The organism is Ruegeria sp. AA3 (assembly GCF_056542905.1).
In genome coordinates, this window is record NZ_JBQGAQ010000001.1 from 145,464 (window position 1) to 166,193 (window position 20,730).

Here is a 20,730-nt window from a genome sequence, read left to right on the forward strand (position 1 = left end):
CTGGTGTGAGAGGTTAGAAAATTTTTGTTGCGCAAATGCAGTGTGGGGCGCCCAAATTTGACGATCTCGTTGCTAAGTACATTTTTTTTTATCTTAATGTGCCAGAAAGATGGAGAAAATCTAAAAGGGTTGGGGTTTGACTGCAGTTGAATTTACGAAGTTGGGGCAGGGCGCAGTCGCTCCTGTTTCGGCTAGGCTTGCGAAAAAGCCGGTGACACTGCTTCAGTTTGCAAGGTCCGCTGGTCGAAACATGTTTGAAGTCATCCCGGCCGAAACTCTGCGTGAAACTTATGTTCGTGGACCTTTGAACATACACTATATATGCGATCCTGAAATAATAACCGAGTTACTTGTCGGGCAGGGCCGTTCGTTTCCCAAAGCCAAGTTCACTAAAGACATTATTGGATCGGCTGTAGGCAACGGTTTGATACTCTCTGAAGGGGAAAAATGGCGTCAACAGAGACGTAGATATTCTCCACTATTCGCCGCCAGGAACCTCCCGGTTCTGGCTCGGCATTTTGCAGAGACTGGTGTTGAGATTGCAGATTCATTGGCGGAACACGAAGGCCCCGTAGATGTTGCACAAATTGCGCCTGCATCAACGTTGACGAATATTTCTAGGGTGATTTTTTCGGGTAACAAGAAAGTCAGTTCAGAGCAAATACGCGTGGGGCTGATCAAGTATTTTGAGTACATTTCTGATTTGTCTCTTTTCGATTTAATGGGTTTGCCAAAGTGGGTGCCGCGCAAGAATTGGCTACGCAGCCTAGCCCCGGTCACCAATATGCGGAACCTTGCCAGACAGGTTATTGATCAGCGTCGCTCCGAATGCCGCAGCGAGCCACAGGATTTCCTCGATTTCATGATTGAGGCGTTAAAAACAGATTTCGAGGATGAAGCGACTACCGTTGACAACCTTTTAACCTTTGTCGTCGCTGGTCATGAAACTTCCGCCAACGCTCTGGCCTGGGGGTATTATCTGCTGGCGTTGCACCAAGATATGCAAGCTAGGGTTAGACAGGAAATTCGGTCCGTTCGCCCAAAAGGCCTAGTGGAATTTTCGGACCTGGAGGCAATGCCACTCCTGCGCGCCCATGTAAAAGAAACGCTGCGGCTTTACCCTTCAGCCGCGTTCTTTGCTAGAGACGCATCTGCCGACCTTGAAATCAAAGGGGTAAAGATTGCAAATGGTGACGCGCTGTTCTTCCCAGTCTACTCTTTGCACAGAAACGAAAAACTATGGGATGCTCCTGACCACTATCGACCGGAACGGTTCTTGGGGTCTACACAGCCTCGAGGCCAGTACATTCCATTTGGAGATGGTCCCAGAATCTGCATAGGTGCTCAGTACGCTGAAACTGAAATCATGGTACTTATGGCTTCGGTGCTCCGTCGAATAAATTTTTCGATTACAGAGTCTGAATTACCGGAACCAGTTTTGACATTCACCATGCGTACCAGTGGCCCACTCATCCTCAATGCCGAACGGGTTCGCGAATAAAGTTGATATCTAAACTCCAGTGCCTGACCTTTGATCGACGTCAGGCCTGGTGATGGAATTAGCTTACTGCCGGCGAGTGAGGTAAGTGTTATCGCCGTACAGCTCACGCAAGACTACATCAAACAATCTATCGTTGACCATTTCTTTGCGATGCGGTGTGGGCTCTGGAAATGTGGAAGAGGTTGTAACCAGGCCCTTTCTGAGATTGGCCTCACGATGATTCACTTTTTTGATAGCCATGTCCAAAGAGGCGAATGCTCCAACCTTCGTAAAAGAACGAAGCGATACCGGTGTACCTTTCACCACTTTAAGATGGACAGATGCGCAGCGGTTGCTGAGAACAGTCCCTAGTTCTTGGTTTAGGAAAGCTTCGGTCGGAATATTCTGGGTGCGTTCCCGCCCATGTGTAACAACGAGAAATGTGCCACTTCCGCGATAGGAATAGATTCCTCCAGCAGCCTGTGTTGTTCTTTCAATGCAGAATCCAATGTCGGAAACAGATCGCCGAAAATCACCAAAATTCCCCAGATCAAAGTGATACTCGGCGTCACGATATTTGATTGCGGTGACCCAGGTGTCAAATCGACGCCTCCGTGAAAGCTGCTCGACATAGTTGTCGAATTCGACATACCCCAAGCATTGTTCCTGCTCGTCGATAGACAAAGGATCCTTGAAATTGAATTTCTGGTTGAAATCCAATTCACTGCGAAGATTTTCTATCGACGCCGATGAGGATTGGGTTTTCTTTCTCTCCATCATCAGAAGGTGAGCAGCGTTCATTCGGCTGCGCAATTCAAAGAAGTCGAAGGGTTTAGTTACATAATCAAACGCGCCTTCCAAAAATGCCTTCTCGATGTTCTGCCTGTCATCAAGTGCAGTCAGCATTATGACAGGTGTTTCCAGATTTTCCGGCAGGTTTCGGATTTGTGAAAGCAACTCTATCCCTGAGGTTCCAGGCATCTGAATGTCAACAAGCAGACAGTCGAACGGGGATTCTGCTGCTTCTATCATCCCAAGCGCTTCATCAGCTGAACTGGCAGCAGCCACATTGCAGTTTTCGAGTTCAGGAAGCGCTGACTGGAGCAATTTCAAAATGTCAGGATCATCATCGACCGCCAGTACAGTAAGTGCGGTCTTTCTTTGTGCTCGATGCTCTAAATTTCTTTGGAACCGATCACTGCCAAATGTGGAATGTCTCATAACTGGTGAACCGCCGATATCCTCATAACGGGTTGAACCTATGAGGTGAGTGGGTCGAAACCGCGGCAAAAATTGAGAAATTCTTCGTAGAAAGGGGTTTTTTCTTGACCTTTGTTTGACGCAAACGGCCTCAGCGACGAGTTGCCTGTTTTTTGTTTTGAGCGGCCGTGGCGCTTTTTTGATGATATTTATTCGGCAATATGTTCGCGTCTAAGAACAATTCACGATCTCAAAACAACGGAATTGAAATGCGATTGGGAATTTTAGCATCAATTCTGGTAACGCTGCTAACATGCATAAAAGCCACAGTTTCCCAATAGCCTGAAAATAAACCCTAGTCGCAATGAAGTCAGCGTTGGGCGTTAAAAAGTATAATAGACGATCCAGCAGCGGGGTTGTTCAATTTACTTGTAGATGTTGAACAAAACTGACTGACTGACGGTGCCATCGATAGAGAACTTTGCGCCGACAGGTGAGGCATTGATACCCAGTCGCCGTGACCACCGTGCCCAGACTGAAGGAACGATGCCGAGTATGCTGGATGCACCACCTTCCATCGCGACAGTAGTCATCTGGTGAAACAACTCTTGTTGAACCTGTTGCCTGCGTGATGAAGCTACATCTTTTGTCACGAAGAAACGGGATGCTTCCCAGACAGATTGCTTTACCGGGGCTTCAACAAACAGAACGTCAGATGGGATATCTTTCAGGATACCTCTTTGTGCGTCGCGCAGCATATAACTGTATACCCCGCATTGTGCGGTCGTGGGCAGAAGTCGCACACCTGCCAAAATTTCACCAAACTCGTGCAACACAACCCATCGACAGGCTGGCGTGTCGTATTGGTCGAATTCCATCCCGTCAGCTTCGCCGACTTGCCACTTTAGCTGATCTATGAAAATTGACTTTCTGGTTTCGAGGTATTTTGCCAGCAGTGGGCCATACTCGTGAATATTGCGAAAGCTAAGCGTAGTCGCACGAATATTGCCAACGTCACTACGTGGCATTGGCTGGCTACTTCTAACCGCGAAAACTTCTATTCGCGCCGATTTACTCGGAGCGCTCGAAGTGGCGTTAGCGGGTGTCAGTTCCGGAAATCCCTCCGGGACCGAGTATGTCTGCTTAAACCTGAGTGGACGGTCCATATTTTGCTCATATTATTGACGCACTTATGACAAGATTCAGCTCGGCAAGTCCACCAACCTATGCGGTAGTTAACCGAATTGATGAATGGGTGTGTCCAAATCTCCTCTCTCCCAATGGTTGAGTTCGCTGACAGATCAATTACGCAAGATTTTTTTAACTTTTCTTTTCACCCGCAGGCTTCATTCATTTCCGCGTGTGCAGCAACATTTTGAAAAAAAAGCTTTTTTGCTTTATCAATTAGAGCTTACACTGGATCAAGTGCCGTTTCGCTGTCTGATGAAATTTCAAGGCAGCCCTGACTGCTGATAAAAGCAGTCATCAAAATGACATCCAAATTTCGAGGGAGTTACTTTTCTAATTGCGTCCTCGGGCTGAGAAATTTGTACAGATTAAAAAAAATGTGCAGACATAAGGAAGTCTGCCTAATGTCACCGTTTTGCCACCTTCGTAAAAGAAAATAAGAGAGGATGAGTAATCCCTGAGTGTTTTATGCGCCAGCCAGCCGTTGCCTTAAAGTCTGCAATGCCCAACGGTTGGAGAGGTGTAAGAGGTTGATGAATAGTTATGCGTATACTTGCTGTAGACGACGATCCTAGCATCCTGGAGTTGCTAGATAAAGTTCTTGAAGCGTTCGGGTACAAAGATGTCGTTACCGCCAGAAGTGGTCGGGAGGCCCTTGAAATACTGTCGAGACCAAATGAAGCGTTCGACTGCTTATTGCTTGATGTGCAGATGCCGCAAATGAACGGCATAACTCTTTGCGAAGAAGTGCGAAAATTACCAGAATACACGTACACGCCCATTATCATGGTGACCGCCATGGTGCAAAAAGAGTACATCGACGAAGCATTCGGAGTTGGGGCAACGGACTACGTTACAAAGCCTTTTGAGTTCTCGGATCTGAAGCAGAGGTTGTCTGACGCCTATAGAATGGCAGCGGAACGCAGAGCCGCAATCGAAGTGCTGGAAGCTGAAGCGGATTCTGAGTTGTGTTTTGGCAATAGTCCGGACGTTCGCTTAAGTGATCCGCAATGTTTCGGAGATTTGCCCGGTTGCATTGGGTTAGCTGAATTTGAGAACTACGTAATTCAGCTTTCAACGATGCACTCCATGGCTGCAAAGCTTGTGGCGGTGAAATGCATAGGCGCCGATCAAATCTATGAGACGAGCACGGTCAGTGAATTCCGTAGTGCCATGACTTTAGCTGGTACCGCGCTTCTAACAGCCAATCAGCAAGGGCGCAAAGTAGCGACCTATTGGGGAAATGGCGTATTCTTGATGATCTATGACAATCAAATTGATTTGAGTGTGGACCAGTTGGGTGCTCCGCTTCCGGAGGCATTGAAAGAAATTTCCGGTGACACCACTTCAGGTCGGCCAATTGGCTTCCAAGTTAGCGAAGAAGTTATGCTTAAAGCCAAAACCAAGATGGAGGCGTTGTTCTTGATAGACAAGGCCGTCGAAATGGCTGAAATGTCGGAGCGTCAAGCGGCGAATATCGGTTGAAAAACTGCATATATGGATGGTGATTAAGACCAGGCTGTTGGTGTAAAAAATACATTTGAACGCCCTGAGTTTTTCATTTTTCTGGTTTGAGTAGATCCGCGCGCTCGTTCATCAGACGTTCAACCTTTGTGCTTTTGGTCTACTTTGTCCGATCTCAGTGCCTACCCGGCAGCAACAACTCGGAGAAAGATCGCGTAAGCTTCTTCTCGAGATCTGATCTGATGCGAGATCTGGCGTATTCGCCTCTCTCTAATTTCCTGAAGGTTTCTTTCGCGACCACGGTCAAAGCGTGATCGGTCTAAGCAGCTTCCCGGCGTATCCGTTCTTGTTCTTTGATCGGGTCTTTGCCTTGACGGGTTATGGGTCGCCATTACTCTGCTTCTTGGCGTGAATCTTCAGAGTTATGGCTGACAGAGCGCCCAAACCCATCTCTCTGCGACGCCTGTAGACATGGACCCGAAGCAACTACTTGCCAGCATCACCGTCCTTTTTGGCAGCCAGAGGTTCTCGCCATCCAAGTACTAGCCGGTTTGAGTGTTCTTCACTTGCAAAGATAACAGCTTGTTGACTGCTATAATTGGTCCACCCCAAGGTCCAACTTTTACTGTAAGACACAGTGATCCATCTAGAGACTACTGGAAGCCTCATTATGTTGTTTTAAAATTATTCTTCTGGTTTTTCGAGGAGTCCGGAAACAGGCGTGTTTAAGTTTTCAATGCATCTCGACCGCACCAAAATCCTAAAATCGTTACCCGATATTGTCAGGTGAGACGGGCGCCCTGTGGGTTGAAGCGATAGGTTCGATCCTGAGCATAGCCGAAATGTACGGATTCACCTGCATTAACCTGATGTTGGCCGAATAAGCGCGCGGTGATCTGATGGTCTTGCATCATCGCGATCACGTTGGTGTCTCCGCCCAGATGCTCGACATGAGTCACGTTCGCGGTCAGGGGGCCCTCGTCGGTCAGGTATAGGTCTTCGGGGCGTATTCCCAGTGTCGTGTCCGCGCTGTCGCCGATCACGCTGGCGGGGAAGAAATTCATCGAGGGCGCGCCGAGGAAACCTGCGACGAACTGGTTGGCGGGATTGTTGTACAGCTCCATTGGGCTGCCGACTTGCTCAACGCGCCCGTCGCGTAGGACGACGATCTTATCCGCTAGGGTCATCGCCTCCGTCTGGTCGTGGGTGACGTAGATCATTGAAGCATCAAGCTGCTGATGCAGATTGGCGATCTCAAGCCGCGTATTCATGCGCAGGGCGGCGTCCAAATTGGACAAAGGCTCGTCGAACAGGAACAGTTTGGGTTCGCGCACAATGGCGCGGCCGATAGCGACGCGTTGGCGTTGTCCGCCGGATAGCTCAGAGGGGTAACGGTCGATATAGGGCTCAAGGTTCAGCATCTTGCTGGCCTTGGTGACCCGTTCTTCGATGACCTGCTTGCTCTGACCTTCCTGTTTCAGCGCCAAAGACATATTTTTGCGCACGTTTAGATGGGGGTAGAGCGCATAGCTTTGGAACACCATCGCGATGCCGCGTTTGGAGGGCGGGGTTAGGTTCATAAGTTCTCCGCCGATGCGAACCTCGCCCGAGGTCACATCTTCGAGCCCCGCAATCACGCGCAGAAGAGTGGATTTGCCACAGCCCGAAGGTCCAACGAAGACGACGAATTCTCCGTCTTCGACTTCGATGTTGATATCCTTAAGGACTTCGACGGAGCCGAAGGACTTGTTCACGTTCGTTAGCGTCAGGGCGGTCATGTGTTTGCCTCTTTCAGCGAAATTGGTTGGCCGGTGCGGATACTTGTATCGGCAGCCAGACAGATGGCCAGCGATTGCACGGCGTCGTTCATGTGGCGGGTCAGGTCGATGTCTTCAGCAATCGCGCGCAGCATATATGCTTGTTCGGCATCGCAGAGCTCCTGATGGCCGGGTTCATCCGGCATGTCGATTGTCTGGTCGCCTTCGGGGCGATGGACCAGAAGGCCGCCGACTTTGGTGTGGCCGTCGATATCGGCTGACGCACCCTTGTTGCCATCGGTGATCGAGACGGAACCGTTCGGTGAGACAATGTCTTTCACGAAGAATGCGGTTTCAGACATCATCGGGCCCCAACCGGCTTCGTACCAACCGACGGAGCCATCCTCGAAGATCACCTGAAACTGGCCGTAATTATACATGCCTTCGGCTATCTCATCGCTTAGGCGCAGGCCCATGCCGTGGACGCGCACGGGGTCTGAGTCCGTGATCTGGCACATCACGTCGACATAATGCACACCGCAATCGACGATGGGCGAGGTGGTCTGCATCAAGGCCTTATGCGTCTCCCACTCGGCCCCGCTGCTTTGCTGGTTGAGGTTCAGGCGGAAGACGTACGGCCCGCCCAAGTCGCGCGCCTCGGAGATCAGGCGCATCCATGAGGGGTGATGGCGCAGGATGTAGCCGATGACCAGTTTGCGTTTGGTTTCAATGGCTTTCGCTACAACGCGTTTGGCATCAGCCACAGTCGTCGCGAGTGGTTTTTCAACGAAGACATGCGCTCCGGCGTCCATCGCAGTGCAGGCGTAATCAGCATGGCTGTCAGAATAGGTGGCGACGACCACCAGATCCGGGTTGGTCTCAGTCAGAGCTGCCTGAAAATCTGAATAAGCCGGATAGCCTGACAGGTCAGGATGGTCGACGCGACCGGATCGGTTCACCAACCCAACAATCTGCGCGTCCGGATGGGTGTGGTGGGCCAAAGCGTGGCTCAGCCCCATATTGCCGACGCCAGCGATCAGAACTTTGGTCATTTGACAGCTCCTGAAGTGATGCCGCGGATTAACTGGCGTGAGAAGATGACATAGAGCACCAGCACCGGCAGGATCGCCATGCTGAGTGCCGACAGAACCGCGTTCCAGTCGGTGACGAACTGGCCGATGAAGACTTGGCTGCCCAGTGTTAGTGTTTTTGTTTCCTCAGCTGGGGCGAGGATCAGTGGGAACCAGAGGTCGTTCCAGATCGGGATCATGTTGAACACGGCCACGGTCGCCATAGCAGGGCGTACCAGAGGCAGGACCAATCGGAAGAAGATCGTGTATTCTGACAACCCGTCGACGCGACCTGCGTTTTTCAGGTCGTCCGAAACCTGCCGCATGAACTCGGACAGGATGAACACAGCCAGCGGCAGACCTTGAGCGGTATAGACAAGGATCAGCGCCCAGAGGGTGTTCACCAAACCGGTTGCGACCATCATCTCAAGTATTGCAACGGTGCCGATGCGGATCGGGATCATGATCCCAAGCGCCAGATAGAGGCCCATCAGGGTATTGCCCTTGAACTTGTACTCGCTCAGCGCAAAAGCAGCCATTGCGCCGAACAACAGAACAAAAGCCAGCGATACCACGGTCACGATCAGCGAGTTCTGGAAGTAGAGGAAGAAATCCCCTTGTTTCATCACCGTCTGGTAGCCGATCAGCGAGAAGCTTTCGGCATCGGGCAGGGCGAGTGGTTCGCGGAAAATCGAGCGGCGCGTTTTGAAGCTGTTGATGATGATCACGAAGACCGGGAAGAGGGCGATCAATGTGTAGAGGATCAGCGCCCCATGCATGGCGGCCGTGTTCAGCGGGTTATGGCGTGCTTTGTTCATCCGGCGATCCTCACAGCTGATACCGGCGCATCCGGGTCTGGATGCCGAAGAGGTAGATACAGACACCCACAAGGATGATGGCAAACATGGCGCCAGCGATGGCGGAGCCCATATGCGGGTCGCCCAGTTGCAGCTGGAAGCCAAAGAAGGTGCGGTACATGAAGGTGCCCAAGATATCGGTTGAGAAATCCGGGCCCGCCAGCGCGCCCTGCGAGACGTAGATCAGGTCGAATGCGTTGAAATTGCCTACAAAAGTCAGGATTGAGATGATTCCGATTGAAGGAATGATCAACGGCAGTTTGATCTTCCAGAATGCCGAGGCTCCGGTGATGCCGTCTATTTCTCCGGCCTCAAGGATCTCTTCGGGGATCGACAGCAGGGCGGCATAGATCAACATCATCGGGATGCCGACGAATTGCCAGACCGAGACAAGTGCCAGTGTCGTCAGCGCGTATTCTTCCTTGCCCAGCCATGGTGCAAACAGAGACTTAAGACCAACGGCGTCCAGCATCGAAGGTGCAATGCCCCAAAGCGGGGACAAGATTAATTTCCACGCGAATCCGACAATGACAAAGCTCAGAATGGTCGGAATGAAAATCGCGGACCGGTAGAGCGCCGCAAACCGCAGGCGGGGATGCGAAAGTAGTGCCGCCAGAGCGATCCCGATTGGGTTCTGCACCAGCATGTGGATCAGGAAGAACCAGAAGTTGTTGCCCAAAGCGTTCCAGAACTGCTCGGACCAGATTGGATCGAAGAACAGGGTGCGGAAATTCTGCAGGCCCACGTAGATACGTGTCTGATCAACCTCGGTGAACAGTGCGAGGCGCAGAGTGTTGAACAAGGGGAAGATCATCACCGCCGTATAGACCAGCACCGCAGGGGCGAGGAAAACGGCAATGTGCCAGCGTATGCGGCGGGTCTGCATGGGAATCTCCGGGGAAAAAGGTCCGGACGCGACGCGGTGGCCGCGTCCGGTGTGAGTGGCCTAGGTGTTACTGATGCGGTTCGTACCAGCTGGCCAGACCGTCCTGCAGTTGCTGACCCAGCGCTTCGGGTGTCTCTGCACCCTTGATGGCTGCAACGGATGCACCCCAAGTCTCGTTTTCGAGGTTCGGCGTGCCGCGCGACAGGATTTGGTAGGTCGAACGGATCGTGCTTTCGCACTCTTCGCGCCAGCCAACGATTTCTTTGGCCAGTGGATCTTCCAACTCGACCGGAGTGCTGGATAACGGGAAGAAACCGGGTAGGGCGTTGCCGAATATGCTGGCAAACTCGGGGCTTGCGACCCAAGCCAGGAAGGTGCGCGCAGCTTCTTGGTTTTCGCTCGCCGCGTTCATGCCGATGCCGATATCGGTGTGGTCCGAAATATAGCAAGTGTCGCCTGCGTTCTGGACCGGCGGCTTAAAGGCGCCCATTTCAAAATCGGCCTGCGTGTTGAAGCCCGAGATTTCCCAGCTGCCTGCTGGATAGACCGCTGCACGACCCAGCGTGAACAGGTTCTGGCTGTCGGGATAGGTTTGCGCTTCGTACCCGTCGCCGAGATAGTCGGCCCACTTGGCCAGCGTCGCATATGGGGCAACCCACTGTGGATCGGTTAGCTTCTGCTCGCCCTTGATCAGCGCTTGACGGCCTTCTTCTCCTTTCCAGTAGTTCGGGCCAATGTTGTTATAGCCCATTGTGGCGGCTTCCCACTGGTCATTTGTGCCCATCGCCATCGGGATATAGGTGCCGTCTTCTTTGATCTTGTCGAGCGCGGCAAAGAATTCAGCTTCGGTGGTTGGAACTTCGATGCCCAGTTCGTTGAACGCATCCTTGTTGTAGATGAAGCCGTGAATCACTGACGCCATCGGGACGCAGAAGCTGGCCGAACCGTCATCGGTTTGCCATGCAGATTTAGCCACGTCCGAGAAATTGCCCATAGCGTCGAGATCGGACAAATCCGTCAGGTGCCCGTCTTCATAAAGCGCGAGCGACGCATCAAACGGACGGCAGGTGATCAGATCACCAGCCGATCCGGCCTCAAGCTTTGAATTCAGAACGGCGTTGTATTCCGCAGGGGCAGAAGGCGAGAAAATCACTTTGATGTCGGGGTGCTCGGCTTCAAAAGCCGGAATGATTTTTTCCTGCCACAGAGCCAGATCGTCATTGCGCCAGCTTTCGATTGTCAGGGTGGCCTCCTGCGCATAGGCACTTGTGACCAACGCCGTACTCATCAGAGCAAGGCTCAGAACTTTGCGTGTCATTTGGTTTCTCCCAGGTTGATGGTTTCTTGGTTTTGCTTAATCCGCTCCAGGGCGGGGCGGAGGTGATCATTCGCGTCGTGCAACATGGCCTGTGCCTCGCCCAGTGTCGGGACCCCTGCTGCAAGCAAGGCGGCGCATTTCAGATTGCCGCTGGCCGTCATCAATGCTGTTTCGGCTTGTTCGGGGTCAACTCCGGCCAGTTGACAAACAATTCCTTTGGCGCGGGCGCGGAGCTTGTCATTATCAGCACGCAGATTGATCATCATGCCATCTTGAATATGCCCCAACTCCATTGCCATCAGGGTCGACAGCATGTTCAGCGCGATTTTTTGTGCCGTGCCTGCCCCCATGCGGGTCGAACCCGATACCAGCTCGGGCGGTGTGGAAAGCAGAATGGGGTGATCAGACAGCCGCAACAGTTCGGTATCGCCGTTATTCGCGATCCCGACGATAGGGGCACCCTTGTCGCGCGCGATCTGGGCTGCGGCAACGGTATACGGCGTCGTACCGCTGGCAGAAACAGAGATCAAAGTGTCTTTGGGGGACAGATCCACAAGATCACGAGCAAGAGTGCTGGTCGCATCTTCAGTATCTCCGGGCATTTCGACACCCGTTGGCATACCACCTGCCATATGAATGCGTATTTGGCTTGGAGGTATTGAATAAGTTCCGCCGAGTTCCAGCGCATCCGAAGCGGCCATCAGGCCAGATGACCCCGCCGCGAGATAATGCAAGACCCCGCCCGTGCGGATCGTTTGCGCCATTGCTTTTGCTCCGGTGCAAATGGGGGTGAGCGAGGTGAGCGGAGTGGTCGCGGCCTCAGACTGAGATAGGGCTAGCAACTCGGCAACTTCGGCCAAGGGGCGCGCGTCTAGCCCGATCGCATCCTTGTGCAGTTGTTCCGTTACTGGCGTTGCCACGTGATTCTCCCCTCAGTTCTGGACATCATACCTTTTAGATACCATTAGTCTACCATTTTCTTTTTGTGTCGATATGTTTCAGAATTTCAGCCATAATTCTGTAATTTGGTCGCAATTGGGTCTTCAAAAACTTCAATAGGTATTATAAAGGTATTTCTATGAGTCGTCTTGCTGATACCATAGTGCTCGCTGTAGATGGCGGTGGTACGCGTTGTCGTATCGCTGTTTCTGATGGTTCCGTTGCTCGCCAAGTTGAGGTGGGGGCCGCGAACGTCTCGACTGATTTCGAAGCAGCTTGTGCCGAGCTGAATCGCGGCATTGCGGATCTGGCCAAGCAAGCCGGATTGAATGGCGCAGAGATTGCAGGGACGTCGGCCTATTTGGGGTTGGCTGGGATCACGGGCAAAACGCTGGCAGGGCGTCTTGCGGCGAGGCTGCCGTTCGAACGCGCCCGAATTGAAGATGACAGGCCCTCCGCATTGAGGGGTGCGCTTGGGTCGAAAGATGGTTTCGTGGCGCATTGTGGTACTGGGTCGTTTCTCGCGTCACAGAGAGATGGTCAGAGTCGCTTGGCCGGTGGCTGGGGGCCGGTATTAGGGGATCAAGCTTCGGCGCAATGGGTTGGCCGACAGGCTTTGGCGCGCACTCTCGATTGTGTCGATGGCATCGCGCCGACCTCCGAGATGGCGAATGGTCTTTTGGCACGCTTTGATGGTGCTGCCGGGATTGTAGGGGCTGCATCCATGATGACGCCCACCGAGTTTGGTGCGCTGGCCCCTGTAGTCACGCTTAGCGCTGAGCAGGGGGATGCGCTTGCACGCGCTATCATGGAAGCCGGTGCACGATATCTGGCGGATCAGATCGAGGCGATGGGCTGGAAGCCCGGTCTATCGATTTGTCTGACCGGAGGGATCGGTCCGCAATACGCGCCTTACCTCTCAGAGATCATGCAGCAGGACCTGACTGAACCACTGGGCGATCCATTGGCCGGTGCAATCGCGCTGGCCCGTGCGTTTCATGAGGAGATCGAACATGAGCGTTGCTGACTTCCTGAAACCCGAAGGATGGCTGGGTCAGACCGCTGGTCCGCGTTATGTGCAATTGCGCCATCGGTTGGAGCAGGGGATAGAAGAGGGCATTCTAGCCCCGAACAGTTCACTTCCACCCGAACGCGAGATCGCTGAGCTCACGGATCTGTCGCGCGTCACGGTGCGAAAGGCGATTCAGGAACTGGTGCGCAAAGGCGCGATCGAACAGAGGCAGGGTTCAGGCTCATTCGTGCGTCAGCCTGTTGCACGGGTTGAGCAATCATTGTCTCACTTGACCTCATTTACCGAGGATATGGAGCGACGTGGTTTTGAAACAACCTCGACCTGGTTGGAGCGCGGGGTGTTTCTGCCTTCTCCGGACGAGATGTTGGCACTAGGGCTATCGACCAATGATCAGGTCGCCCGAATTCATCGTTTGCGCGCTGCCGGAGGACGGCCAATGGCGTTAGAGCGCGCAGCTTTGCCGCTGGATATCCTGCCCAACCCGACCGAAGTCACCGGGTCCTTGTATGCCTTCCTGGAAAGATCCGGGAACCGTCCGGTGCGCGCTATCCAAAAGATCTCGGCCATCAACCTTGAAGCCACCGAGGCACGCTTGCTTGATGTTGCAGAGGGCACAGCGGGGCTGCGCATTCAGCGTACCTCATACCTCGAAAGCGGGCGTGTCGCCGAACTCACCCGATCCATCTATCACGGCGATGCCTACGATTTTGTGGCAGAGCTGCGTTTATCAACCTGAAAGGCGGGACATATGTCCACCGAAACAACTCAAATGCGACGGGAAATCAACGAGATACCCTTCGCCGTTGATCGACTTTTAACCGAAGGTGCCAGGGCGATCTCCGCGACTGCTGGCGCGATCCGCGAGCATGATCCTAATTTCCTGATCTCAGTCGCACGCGGATCGTCGGATCATGCCTGCAGCTATCTGAAATACGCGTCTGAACTGCTGCTGGGCCTGCCCATGGCGTCGGTCGGGCCGAGCGTCAAATCGATTTACGGGGTAGACATGCGCTGCCCCGGCGCTTTGTGTATCTCGGTGTCACAATCGGGCCAAAGCCCAGACATCGTTCAATTGACACAATCTCTGACTGAAGGTGGATCATACTCGGTTGCAATTACCAATGATACGGGATCGGCTTTGGCCAAGGTCGCCTCTTCGGCTCTTTCGATCCACGCAGGCGCTGAACTGAGCGTGGCTGCCACCAAGACTTTCGTCACCTCTCTGGTTGCCGGGCTTTGGTTGTTGGCCGAGGTCAAGGGCGATGAGGAATTGCTGTCTTCGATCCACAAACTGCCGGACGTTTTGTCGCGCGCGATCACATGCGATTGGGGCGCTGTCGTAGACGCCGTTGATGGCCAATCACTGTTCACGCTTGGGCGTGGCATGTCCTGGGCAATTTCGAATGAGGCGGCTCTGAAATTCAAGGAAACCTGCCAGATCCACGCGGAAAGCTATTCCTCGGCCGAGGTATTGCATGGTCCGGTTTCGATTGTCGATAAGGGGTTTCCAGTAATTGCCTTCGCCTCAGGTGATGCGGCCGAGGCCAATATTGCCGAGGTTGCGGATGCGCTTGCGGGCAAAGGGGCAAAGGTCTTTGCGACAACCAACAAGGTGGCTGATGCTGTGTCGCTGCCGCATGTGCGCACATCGCACTGGATGACGGATCCGGTTGCCTCGATTGCGTCTTTCTACGGTATGGTCGAGGCAGTAGCCACGCGGCGCGGTATCAACCCTGATGCACCACGCCACCTGCGGAAAGTGACGGAAACGGTATGACGGCTGCGACGATCACCTTCGCCGGAGGGCCGATTTTCGACGGCAAAATGCTGGTAGAAGGGCACGCGGCCCGCTTCGTCGACGGGAGGTTGGATTGCATCTTGCCCGAATCTCAGCTGTCTGCGGGTGAAGTGATCGAGAACCTGTCGGGTGACATTCTCAGCCCCGGTTACGTAGACTTGCAGGTCAATGGCGGCGGAGGTGTCATGTTCAATGATGATCCGTCAGTCGAAACACTGCGGCGTATCGCAGGGGCACATCGCCAACTCGGGGCGACATCGATCTTGCCGACGTTGATTACGGATACACCTGAAAAGACCAGAGCCGCGATTGCGGCCGCAACGCAGGCCACCAAACAGGGGGTGCACGGGATTGCAGGACTGCACCTTGAGGGCCCGCACCTGTCCGTGCGTCGCAAAGGCGCGCATGACGCTGCACTGATCAGGCCCATGGAAGGTGCCGATCTTCAGCAACTGTTAGATGCGGCAAAGGTGCTGCCTGCGCTCATGGTCACGATTGCACCCGAAAGTGTCACGACGGCTCAGGTCGAGACGCTTACCAAAGCGGGAGTCATCGTCTCAATGGGGCACAGTGATGCTGCGTTTGAAACCTGTGTGGCGTACGTTAAGGCAGGCGCGCATTGTGCGACGCATCTGTTCAACGCCATGAGCCAATTGGGCAACCGCGAGCCCGGCCTCGTTGGCGCTGTCCTTTCCCAAGGCGCAATATCCGCAGGTCTGATCGCAGACGCGATTCATGTTCACCCAGAGACAATGCGCGCGGCTTTCGCCGCCAAGCAGGGGCCGGGCCGCCTGTTTCTGGTCAGTGATGCGATGGCCGTCGCTGGGACAGAATTGACAGAGTTCAAGTTGGAAGGGCGTATCATCCAACGAAAAAACGGTAGGCTAACCTTGCAGGACGGAACACTGGCTGGGGCTGATCTTGATCTGACCACTGCCTTGCGTGTGTTGACGACAAAAGTTGGAATATCACTGCCCGATGCCTTGGCAGCGGCAACGCGCATTCCCGGAGATATCATCTCGCAAAGAGCCATCTCTGATCTGAGCACGCTCACGCAGGCCATTCGAATTTCCCCGGATATGTCACAGGCTCGACCGGTTGTTGCAGGTTGAACGCCATTTTTGGCGAAACTCATGACACCACAGATTTCGCATCTCGCCGCAGCCGCTGCGGTTGTGTAAGACGTTAGGCAAACACAGTTTGGGAATGTTCTAATGTTTCAAGATATTGGCAAAATCGACATGAGGGCGGCTGCCCAGATTTTGCCATGACCCAGAAGCGAGGCGTTTTCATTGGGCAGCGCAAGGATCGTATGGGTGCGCGCCTGTTGATGATCCTGACCTGCATCCGTCTGGCTGAAGATTTTGAGACCGACTACCGCGTGAACTGGTTCCCACAGGGCGCGGACGCACCGGAACTGGATCAGCCCGAGGAGCTGTTCACTACTGATTGGATGGATGCGCATTTTCTTAATCAGCCAGAGTTCGACGCACTGAATGAGACCGCTCTGCCGATTTGGGCTTTCCAGAACGACCCATCGCCAGAGCGATTGATGGACCATTTAGCCTCGGGCCGTTCGGTACTGGTCGAAGAAGGGTTCGAGGTGCTGGCGTTCCCTTGGGAGGATATCGAAGCCATCCGCCCCCGCTATCGCGATTTCATCCGCGGTCTTGGATTCGTCGATAAGGTTCGTCAGATCATGGATCGGGCCGATGAGAAACTTTCAGGGCAGGGGGTTTCGGCTTATCACATCCGTCGTGGCGATATCTTGAATGGTTTGCCGTGGAAACACTCAACCTGGCCCGCCAAGATCGAGCCCGAAGAGTTTTATGAGGTCCATCTGGAAAAATCCAGGGGCCAGACGGCGATCATGTTCTCAGATCAGCCCGAGTTGATCGTACGGTTTAAGCAGCGGTTTCCGCAGCTTATGCAAATGTCGGACATTGCCGATCTGTCGGGTCTGACTCGGGCGCAACGAGACTTTCTGGAACTCTACGCAATGTCGCAGGCGGATCAGGTGATTGCACCTTATATTTCGGCCTTTTCGATGGCAGCGGCGCGGATATCGGGGCAGCAGCGCAAGGTGTTTCGCGATGTATTGACTGAGGAGGAATTGCAAGGGGCGAATGAGCGCGTCATTGAGCGGGTCGCGCAAGGACCAGCAGAGTTTCTGAACCCTTCGGAGGCTGCGCATATCTATGCAAAAGCGGCGCAATATCTATCGGCTCAGGATCGCTGTGAAGAGGCGTATGAAAGTGCGAAACCCATCCTGGACACCGGGGCTGACAATGCCTTTATGCCGTTGCTGCAATCACTGAATTGTTTTTACCTGTCCAAGTGGCAGGAAAGCGAGATGCTTGCCCGTGAGGGGTTGGAGAATCCGCATCTCTGGCCCGAAGATTATGCCGTCATGTGCGCTTTGCGTGGCGCGATTCTGGGTGTGCAGGGCAAACGCTGGGCGGCGACACGGCATTTCGCAAAAGCGTTCTGGGCCAAGCCATTACGGCCGGATGTTGTAGTGCTGGGTTCCAGAATGTTGTACCGGTCACATCTGGCACATCGACTGCTGCCGCCGGTTGACTGGTCGTTGCAGCGCATGGTGCGTCAGCGCCGTTTTCCACCGTTCAACAATCTTTATCTGGTTCAGCACAAGGTGGTATCATGGCGGCCGTGCAACTTTGATTTCGTTCTGCTGGATTGGGCGGATCTGGCGCTGGATCAACGCGCAAGACGTCTGTTTGATCAGCGTAAGAGGCTGGAAGCATTGAGCTCAGCCTTGGACGATTTGCCTGACGTACCCGCAGACGACCCGCGATTGCAGAGCGCGCAGGTGGTACTGCAAAAGCATCTGGGCAAGGTCTCCGGCGCCCAGGCCATCGACAGAATACGTCGGATAGTAGCCGAAGTGCCGGAAAATACACTGTATCAGAAACGACTAGCCGAGCTTTATGAAGCGGAGGGCGATGCCGACGCCGCCCAAAAAACAATGGCCGAGGCGTTGGCCTGCGACCCCGAAAGCCCATTTCTTCTGTACGCAATGGGCCGTTTGCTGAAGCGGACGGGTCAGATCGGACAGGGCGAGAAGCTGATCTTGCAAGCCGCTGATCAGGATGAAGTCAGTGTCGCCATTCAGGGTATGGCGGGTCAGATCCACATGCGACGTGGAAACAAGAAAAAGGCGCGACCGTATCTTGAGAAAGCGCGCGATCTTTATCCGCCCTACAAGCGGTTTACCAATCAGTTGAACAGGCTTTCGGAGTAGACGCGGCCCTAGTCCAGCGCAATCTCTTGCCGCAGTTTTCCGGTTGTCTTGTCAAAGATCAAAATACGGTTGTCTTCGGTCACGACCGCATACCAGTTGCTGCCGATGGTCAATGCTTGGGCCTTTGCTCCGCCAGGTAACTCGATCTGATCGGGCAGCTTGGGTGTGCGGTCGGATAGGCGGATGACAATCAGGGCGAATGTCACTAGAACCCCGCCAATCATAACCGCGGTCAACAGCATGACCATGCGCCGTAGCAGTCTAAGCTGCGGTGTTTCCTGCGGCTCCTGAGGTTCGGAAGGGACAGTCATGGGCACCCGCCTGATAGAGTTTCAAATCGCGGCCGCTCCGCCGCCCCGCCTTGATAAGGCGCTTGCGCGGGATGTGCCAGCGGAAGAGAACCTGTCGCGCACCCGACTGACACGATTGATCAGCGAGGGGGCAGTGACCGTCGATGGGGCGGTTATCAAAGACCCCAAGGCCAAAATCTCCGAAGATTCACAGATCGGGATTACAGTGGCTGAGGCCGAAGACAGCCATATCGGCCCAGAGGATATCCCTCTGGAAGTTGTCTATGAGGATGACGATCTGATCGTGATCAACAAGGCCGCTGGTATGGTGGTGCATCCGGCACCGGGCTCTCCGAACGGTACGCTGGTCAATGCGCTGCTTCATCATTGCGGCGAAGATCTATCAGGAGTCGGCGGTGTCAAACGCCCAGGAATCGTACATCGGATCGACAAGGAAACCAGTGGCTTGTTGGTCGTGGCCAAATCGGATGTGGCGCATCATGGGCTGGCGACCCAGTTCGAGGCGCATAGTGTCGAGCGCTACTACCGCGCCATTTGTTATGGCGTGCCCGACGCCAACGATCCCCGATTGCGTGGGATAAAGGGCGTCAGCTTTGAGCCCGGCAACATTGTGCGTCTGACGACTCAGCTGGCGCGACACAAAACGGATCGGCAAAAGCAGGCCGTGCTGTTTCACGGTGGACGGCATGCGGTGACACGAGCGCGGATTGTCGAGGTATTCGGGTCGCCCGGTGGCCTATCGTTAGTCGAATGCTGGCTCGAGACGGGCAGGACACATCAAATCCGTGTCCATATGGCACACGCTGGCCATGGCCTTGTCGGAGACCCGGTTTATGGTGGCAAACGCAAATTGGCAGCGCGTGCGTTCGCGCCCGAGGCGATTGAAGCTGTGCGAGCATTCCCACGTCAAGCGCTGCACGCAGCGGTGCTTGGGTTCGAACACCCAGTTTCCAGCGAAATGCTGCGATTTGAGGCGCCGATGCCGCAGGATATGTCAATGCTGTTGGAAAACCTGAGAAAGCCGCTGAAATAATCTGCAAAGGCTTGTGAAAATCGCAATTTCAGCTTTCCTTTACATAGGGTTAATTCCAGACTTGTATCAGAACCTCTTGAATGTACCGGGTCTGGTACCCATATCCCATGTTAAGGGCTTAAACATTTGTCCAAGGGGCAGAAATAAATGGCAAATTATTCAAATCTTCCAGCACCGACACCTGAAGGTGGACTGAACCGCTATATGCAGGAGATTCGTAAGTTTCCTCTGCTGGAGCCAGAGGAAGAGTACATGCTGGCCAAGCGGTGGGTCGAGGAACAGGATACCGAGGCCGCACATAAGATGGTCACGTCACACCTGCGTTTGGCGGCCAAGATTGCGATGGGATATCGCGGCTATGGTTTGCCGCAGGCCGAGGTGATTTCCGAGGCCAATGTGGGCCTGATGCAGGCGGTCAAGAAATTCGACCCTGAAAAGGGATTCCGTTTGGCGACCTATGCCATGTGGTGGATCCGCGCTTCGATTCAGGAATATGTCCTGCGGTCGTGGTCGATGGTGAAGCTGGGCACAACTTCGGCGCAGAAAAAGCTGTTCTTTAACCTGCGTAAGGCGAAGGCCCGCATAGGCGCGTTGGAAGAAGGCGATCTGCGTCCTGAAAACGTGGCCAAGATCGCCGAAGACCTCGGCGTAACCGAAGAAGAAGTCATCAGCATGAACCGCCGGATGTCCGGTGGTGATGCCTCGCTGAACGCGACCGTCGGGTCCGAAGGCGAAGGCACAATGCAATGGCAGGATTGGCTAGAGGACGAAGATGCTGATCAGGCTGGCGACTATGAGGCGCGCGATGAACTGGAAGCCCGGCGCGAGCTGCTTGCCGCTGCGTTGGACGTCTTGAATGATCGTGAAAAAGATATTCTGACCCAGCGCCGTCTGATGGATCAGGCTGTCACGCTTGAGGAATTGAGCACGCAATACAATGTAAGCCGTGAACGCATTCGTCAGATCGAAGTGCGCGCGTTTGAGAAGTTGCAGAAGAAGATGCGTGAGCTTGCGCGCGAGAAGGGCATGTTGAGTTCAAGTTGATCCGCTCGCATTCGAAGCGCCAACCGGTCTGATCCACGTCAGGCCGGTTTTTTCTTGCCCAAGGGGTATGACAGTCCTGTCCTTCGCTGC

Annotated in this window: 18 protein-coding genes; 9 read left to right on the forward strand and 9 right to left on the reverse strand. The window is 54.0% G+C overall.

The window, feature by feature from the left end; translation table 11 throughout:
• The first annotated feature begins 250 nt into the window (after positions 1-250).
• Complete coding sequence (locus tag ACR0JR_RS00750; RefSeq protein WP_480454659.1) at positions 251-1,501, forward strand: cytochrome P450; 1,251 nt, start codon at positions 251-253, stop codon at positions 1,499-1,501.
• 63 nt (positions 1,502-1,564) lie between these two features.
• Here ACR0JR_RS00750 and ACR0JR_RS00755 read toward each other — a convergent pair whose 3' ends face one another.
• Positions 1,565-2,701, reverse strand: coding sequence for a response regulator (locus tag ACR0JR_RS00755; protein WP_480454660.1), 1,137 nt, complete (start codon positions 2,699-2,701; stop codon positions 1,565-1,567).
• Between the two features lie 404 nt (positions 2,702-3,105).
• The gene (locus tag ACR0JR_RS00760) at positions 3,106-3,708 is read right to left on the reverse strand and encodes an acyl-homoserine-lactone synthase (protein WP_170469386.1); all 603 of its coding nucleotides are present in this window, start codon (positions 3,706-3,708) and stop codon (positions 3,106-3,108) included.
• Between the two features lie 703 nt (positions 3,709-4,411).
• Between ACR0JR_RS00760 and ACR0JR_RS00765 the strand changes: the two genes are divergently transcribed.
• On the forward strand, positions 4,412-5,353 hold the full coding sequence (locus ACR0JR_RS00765) for a response regulator (RefSeq protein WP_480454661.1): 942 nt from the start codon (positions 4,412-4,414) through the stop codon (positions 5,351-5,353).
• Between the two features lie 761 nt (positions 5,354-6,114).
• Here the strand turns inward: ACR0JR_RS00765 and ACR0JR_RS00770 are convergent.
• The 6 genes from ACR0JR_RS00770 to ACR0JR_RS00795 all read right to left on the reverse strand — a co-directional run bounded on the left by ACR0JR_RS00770 (position 6,115) and on the right by ACR0JR_RS00795 (position 12,140).
• The gene (locus tag ACR0JR_RS00770; protein WP_170539088.1) at positions 6,115-7,110 is read right to left on the reverse strand and encodes an ABC transporter ATP-binding protein; all 996 of its coding nucleotides are present in this window, start codon (positions 7,108-7,110) and stop codon (positions 6,115-6,117) included.
• On the reverse strand, positions 7,107-8,141 hold the full coding sequence (locus ACR0JR_RS00775) for a Gfo/Idh/MocA family protein (RefSeq protein WP_480454662.1): 1,035 nt from the start codon (positions 8,139-8,141) through the stop codon (positions 7,107-7,109). Before ACR0JR_RS00775 ends, ACR0JR_RS00770 begins: the two co-directional genes overlap by 4 nt.
• Entirely contained in the window at positions 8,138-8,977 is an 840-nt protein-coding gene (locus tag ACR0JR_RS00780; RefSeq protein ID WP_170393445.1) for a carbohydrate ABC transporter permease, read from the reverse strand. Before ACR0JR_RS00780 ends, ACR0JR_RS00775 begins: the two co-directional genes overlap by 4 nt.
• A 10-nt stretch (positions 8,978-8,987) precedes the next feature.
• Entirely contained in the window at positions 8,988-9,902 is a 915-nt protein-coding gene (locus ACR0JR_RS00785) for a carbohydrate ABC transporter permease (protein ID WP_039534942.1), read from the reverse strand.
• Between the two features lie 67 nt (positions 9,903-9,969).
• Positions 9,970-11,220 (reverse strand): ABC transporter substrate-binding protein, encoded by a 1,251-nt coding sequence (locus ACR0JR_RS00790; RefSeq protein WP_480454663.1) that lies wholly within the window; start codon positions 11,218-11,220, stop codon positions 9,970-9,972.
• Positions 11,217-12,140 (reverse strand): N-acetylmuramic acid 6-phosphate etherase, encoded by a 924-nt coding sequence (locus ACR0JR_RS00795; RefSeq protein WP_480454664.1) that lies wholly within the window; start codon positions 12,138-12,140, stop codon positions 11,217-11,219. The genes ACR0JR_RS00790 and ACR0JR_RS00795 overlap by 4 nt, the downstream gene beginning before the upstream one ends.
• A 158-nt stretch (positions 12,141-12,298) precedes the next feature.
• Between ACR0JR_RS00795 and ACR0JR_RS00800 the strand changes: the two genes are divergently transcribed.
• The 5 genes from ACR0JR_RS00800 (at position 12,299) to ACR0JR_RS00820 (ending at position 18,252) form a co-directional block, all read left to right on the forward strand.
• The gene (locus ACR0JR_RS00800) at positions 12,299-13,186 is read left to right on the forward strand and encodes a BadF/BadG/BcrA/BcrD ATPase family protein (RefSeq protein WP_170779025.1); all 888 of its coding nucleotides are present in this window, start codon (positions 12,299-12,301) and stop codon (positions 13,184-13,186) included.
• On the forward strand, positions 13,173-13,928 hold the full coding sequence (locus tag ACR0JR_RS00805) for a GntR family transcriptional regulator (protein ID WP_170469405.1): 756 nt from the start codon (positions 13,173-13,175) through the stop codon (positions 13,926-13,928). The genes ACR0JR_RS00800 and ACR0JR_RS00805 overlap by 14 nt, the downstream gene beginning before the upstream one ends.
• Before the next feature lie 12 nt (positions 13,929-13,940).
• Positions 13,941-14,969, forward strand: coding sequence for an SIS domain-containing protein (locus tag ACR0JR_RS00810; RefSeq protein WP_480454665.1), 1,029 nt, complete (start codon positions 13,941-13,943; stop codon positions 14,967-14,969).
• Positions 14,966-16,102 (forward strand): N-acetylglucosamine-6-phosphate deacetylase, encoded by a 1,137-nt coding sequence (nagA, locus tag ACR0JR_RS00815; RefSeq protein ID WP_480454666.1) that lies wholly within the window; start codon positions 14,966-14,968, stop codon positions 16,100-16,102. Before ACR0JR_RS00810 ends, nagA begins: the two co-directional genes overlap by 4 nt.
• A gap of 155 nt (positions 16,103-16,257) precedes the next feature.
• Entirely contained in the window at positions 16,258-18,252 is a 1,995-nt protein-coding gene (locus tag ACR0JR_RS00820) for a hypothetical protein (protein WP_480454667.1), read from the forward strand.
• An 8-nt stretch (positions 18,253-18,260) separates the two neighbouring features.
• Here the strand turns inward: ACR0JR_RS00820 and ACR0JR_RS00825 are convergent, their stop codons facing one another.
• A complete protein-coding gene (locus ACR0JR_RS00825) occupies positions 18,261-18,563 on the reverse strand; it encodes a DUF6476 family protein (RefSeq protein ID WP_480454669.1) in 303 nt (100 codons plus the stop codon).
• Here ACR0JR_RS00825 and ACR0JR_RS00830 point away from each other — a divergent pair.
• Positions 18,562-19,596 carry an RluA family pseudouridine synthase gene (locus ACR0JR_RS00830; RefSeq protein WP_480454670.1) on the forward strand — a complete coding sequence of 345 codons (1,035 nt, stop codon included), beginning with the start codon at positions 18,562-18,564 and terminating at the stop codon, positions 19,594-19,596. The two genes, ACR0JR_RS00825 and ACR0JR_RS00830, sit on opposite strands and share 2 nt — an antisense overlap.
• Positions 19,597-19,743: 147 nt before the next feature.
• Complete coding sequence (rpoH, locus tag ACR0JR_RS00835) at positions 19,744-20,640, forward strand: RNA polymerase sigma factor RpoH (protein WP_010439375.1); 897 nt, start codon at positions 19,744-19,746, stop codon at positions 20,638-20,640.
• The last annotated feature ends 90 nt before the right edge of the window (positions 20,641-20,730 follow it).

Coding starts and splice junctions, on each gene's coding strand:
- ACR0JR_RS00775 (WP_480454662.1), bottom strand. CDS start 8,141: ATGACCAAAGTTCTGATCGCTGGCGTCGGCAATATGGGGCTGAGCCAC.
- ACR0JR_RS00820 (WP_480454667.1), top strand. CDS start 16,258: ATGACCCAGAAGCGAGGCGTTTTCATTGGGCAGCGCAAGGATCGTATG.
- ACR0JR_RS00800 (WP_170779025.1), top strand. CDS start 12,299: ATGAGTCGTCTTGCTGATACCATAGTGCTCGCTGTAGATGGCGGTGGT.
- ACR0JR_RS00805 (WP_170469405.1), top strand. CDS start 13,173: ATGAGCGTTGCTGACTTCCTGAAACCCGAAGGATGGCTGGGTCAGACC.
- ACR0JR_RS00785 (WP_039534942.1), bottom strand. CDS start 9,902: ATGCAGACCCGCCGCATACGCTGGCACATTGCCGTTTTCCTCGCCCCT.
- ACR0JR_RS00830 (WP_480454670.1), top strand. CDS start 18,562: ATGGGCACCCGCCTGATAGAGTTTCAAATCGCGGCCGCTCCGCCGCCC.
- ACR0JR_RS00810 (WP_480454665.1), top strand. CDS start 13,941: ATGTCCACCGAAACAACTCAAATGCGACGGGAAATCAACGAGATACCC.
- ACR0JR_RS00765 (WP_480454661.1), top strand. CDS start 4,412: ATGCGTATACTTGCTGTAGACGACGATCCTAGCATCCTGGAGTTGCTA.
- ACR0JR_RS00770 (WP_170539088.1), bottom strand. CDS start 7,110: ATGACCGCCCTGACGCTAACGAACGTGAACAAGTCCTTCGGCTCCGTC.
- nagA (WP_480454666.1), top strand. CDS start 14,966: ATGACGGCTGCGACGATCACCTTCGCCGGAGGGCCGATTTTCGACGGC.
- ACR0JR_RS00790 (WP_480454663.1), bottom strand. CDS start 11,220: ATGACACGCAAAGTTCTGAGCCTTGCTCTGATGAGTACGGCGTTGGTC.
- ACR0JR_RS00750 (WP_480454659.1), top strand. CDS start 251: ATGTTTGAAGTCATCCCGGCCGAAACTCTGCGTGAAACTTATGTTCGT.
- ACR0JR_RS00780 (WP_170393445.1), bottom strand. CDS start 8,977: ATGAACAAAGCACGCCATAACCCGCTGAACACGGCCGCCATGCATGGG.
- rpoH (WP_010439375.1), top strand. CDS start 19,744: ATGGCAAATTATTCAAATCTTCCAGCACCGACACCTGAAGGTGGACTG.
- ACR0JR_RS00760 (WP_170469386.1), bottom strand. CDS start 3,708: ATGCCACGTAGTGACGTTGGCAATATTCGTGCGACTACGCTTAGCTTT.
- ACR0JR_RS00755 (WP_480454660.1), bottom strand. CDS start 2,701: ATGAGACATTCCACATTTGGCAGTGATCGGTTCCAAAGAAATTTAGAG.
- ACR0JR_RS00825 (WP_480454669.1), bottom strand. CDS start 18,563: ATGACTGTCCCTTCCGAACCTCAGGAGCCGCAGGAAACACCGCAGCTT.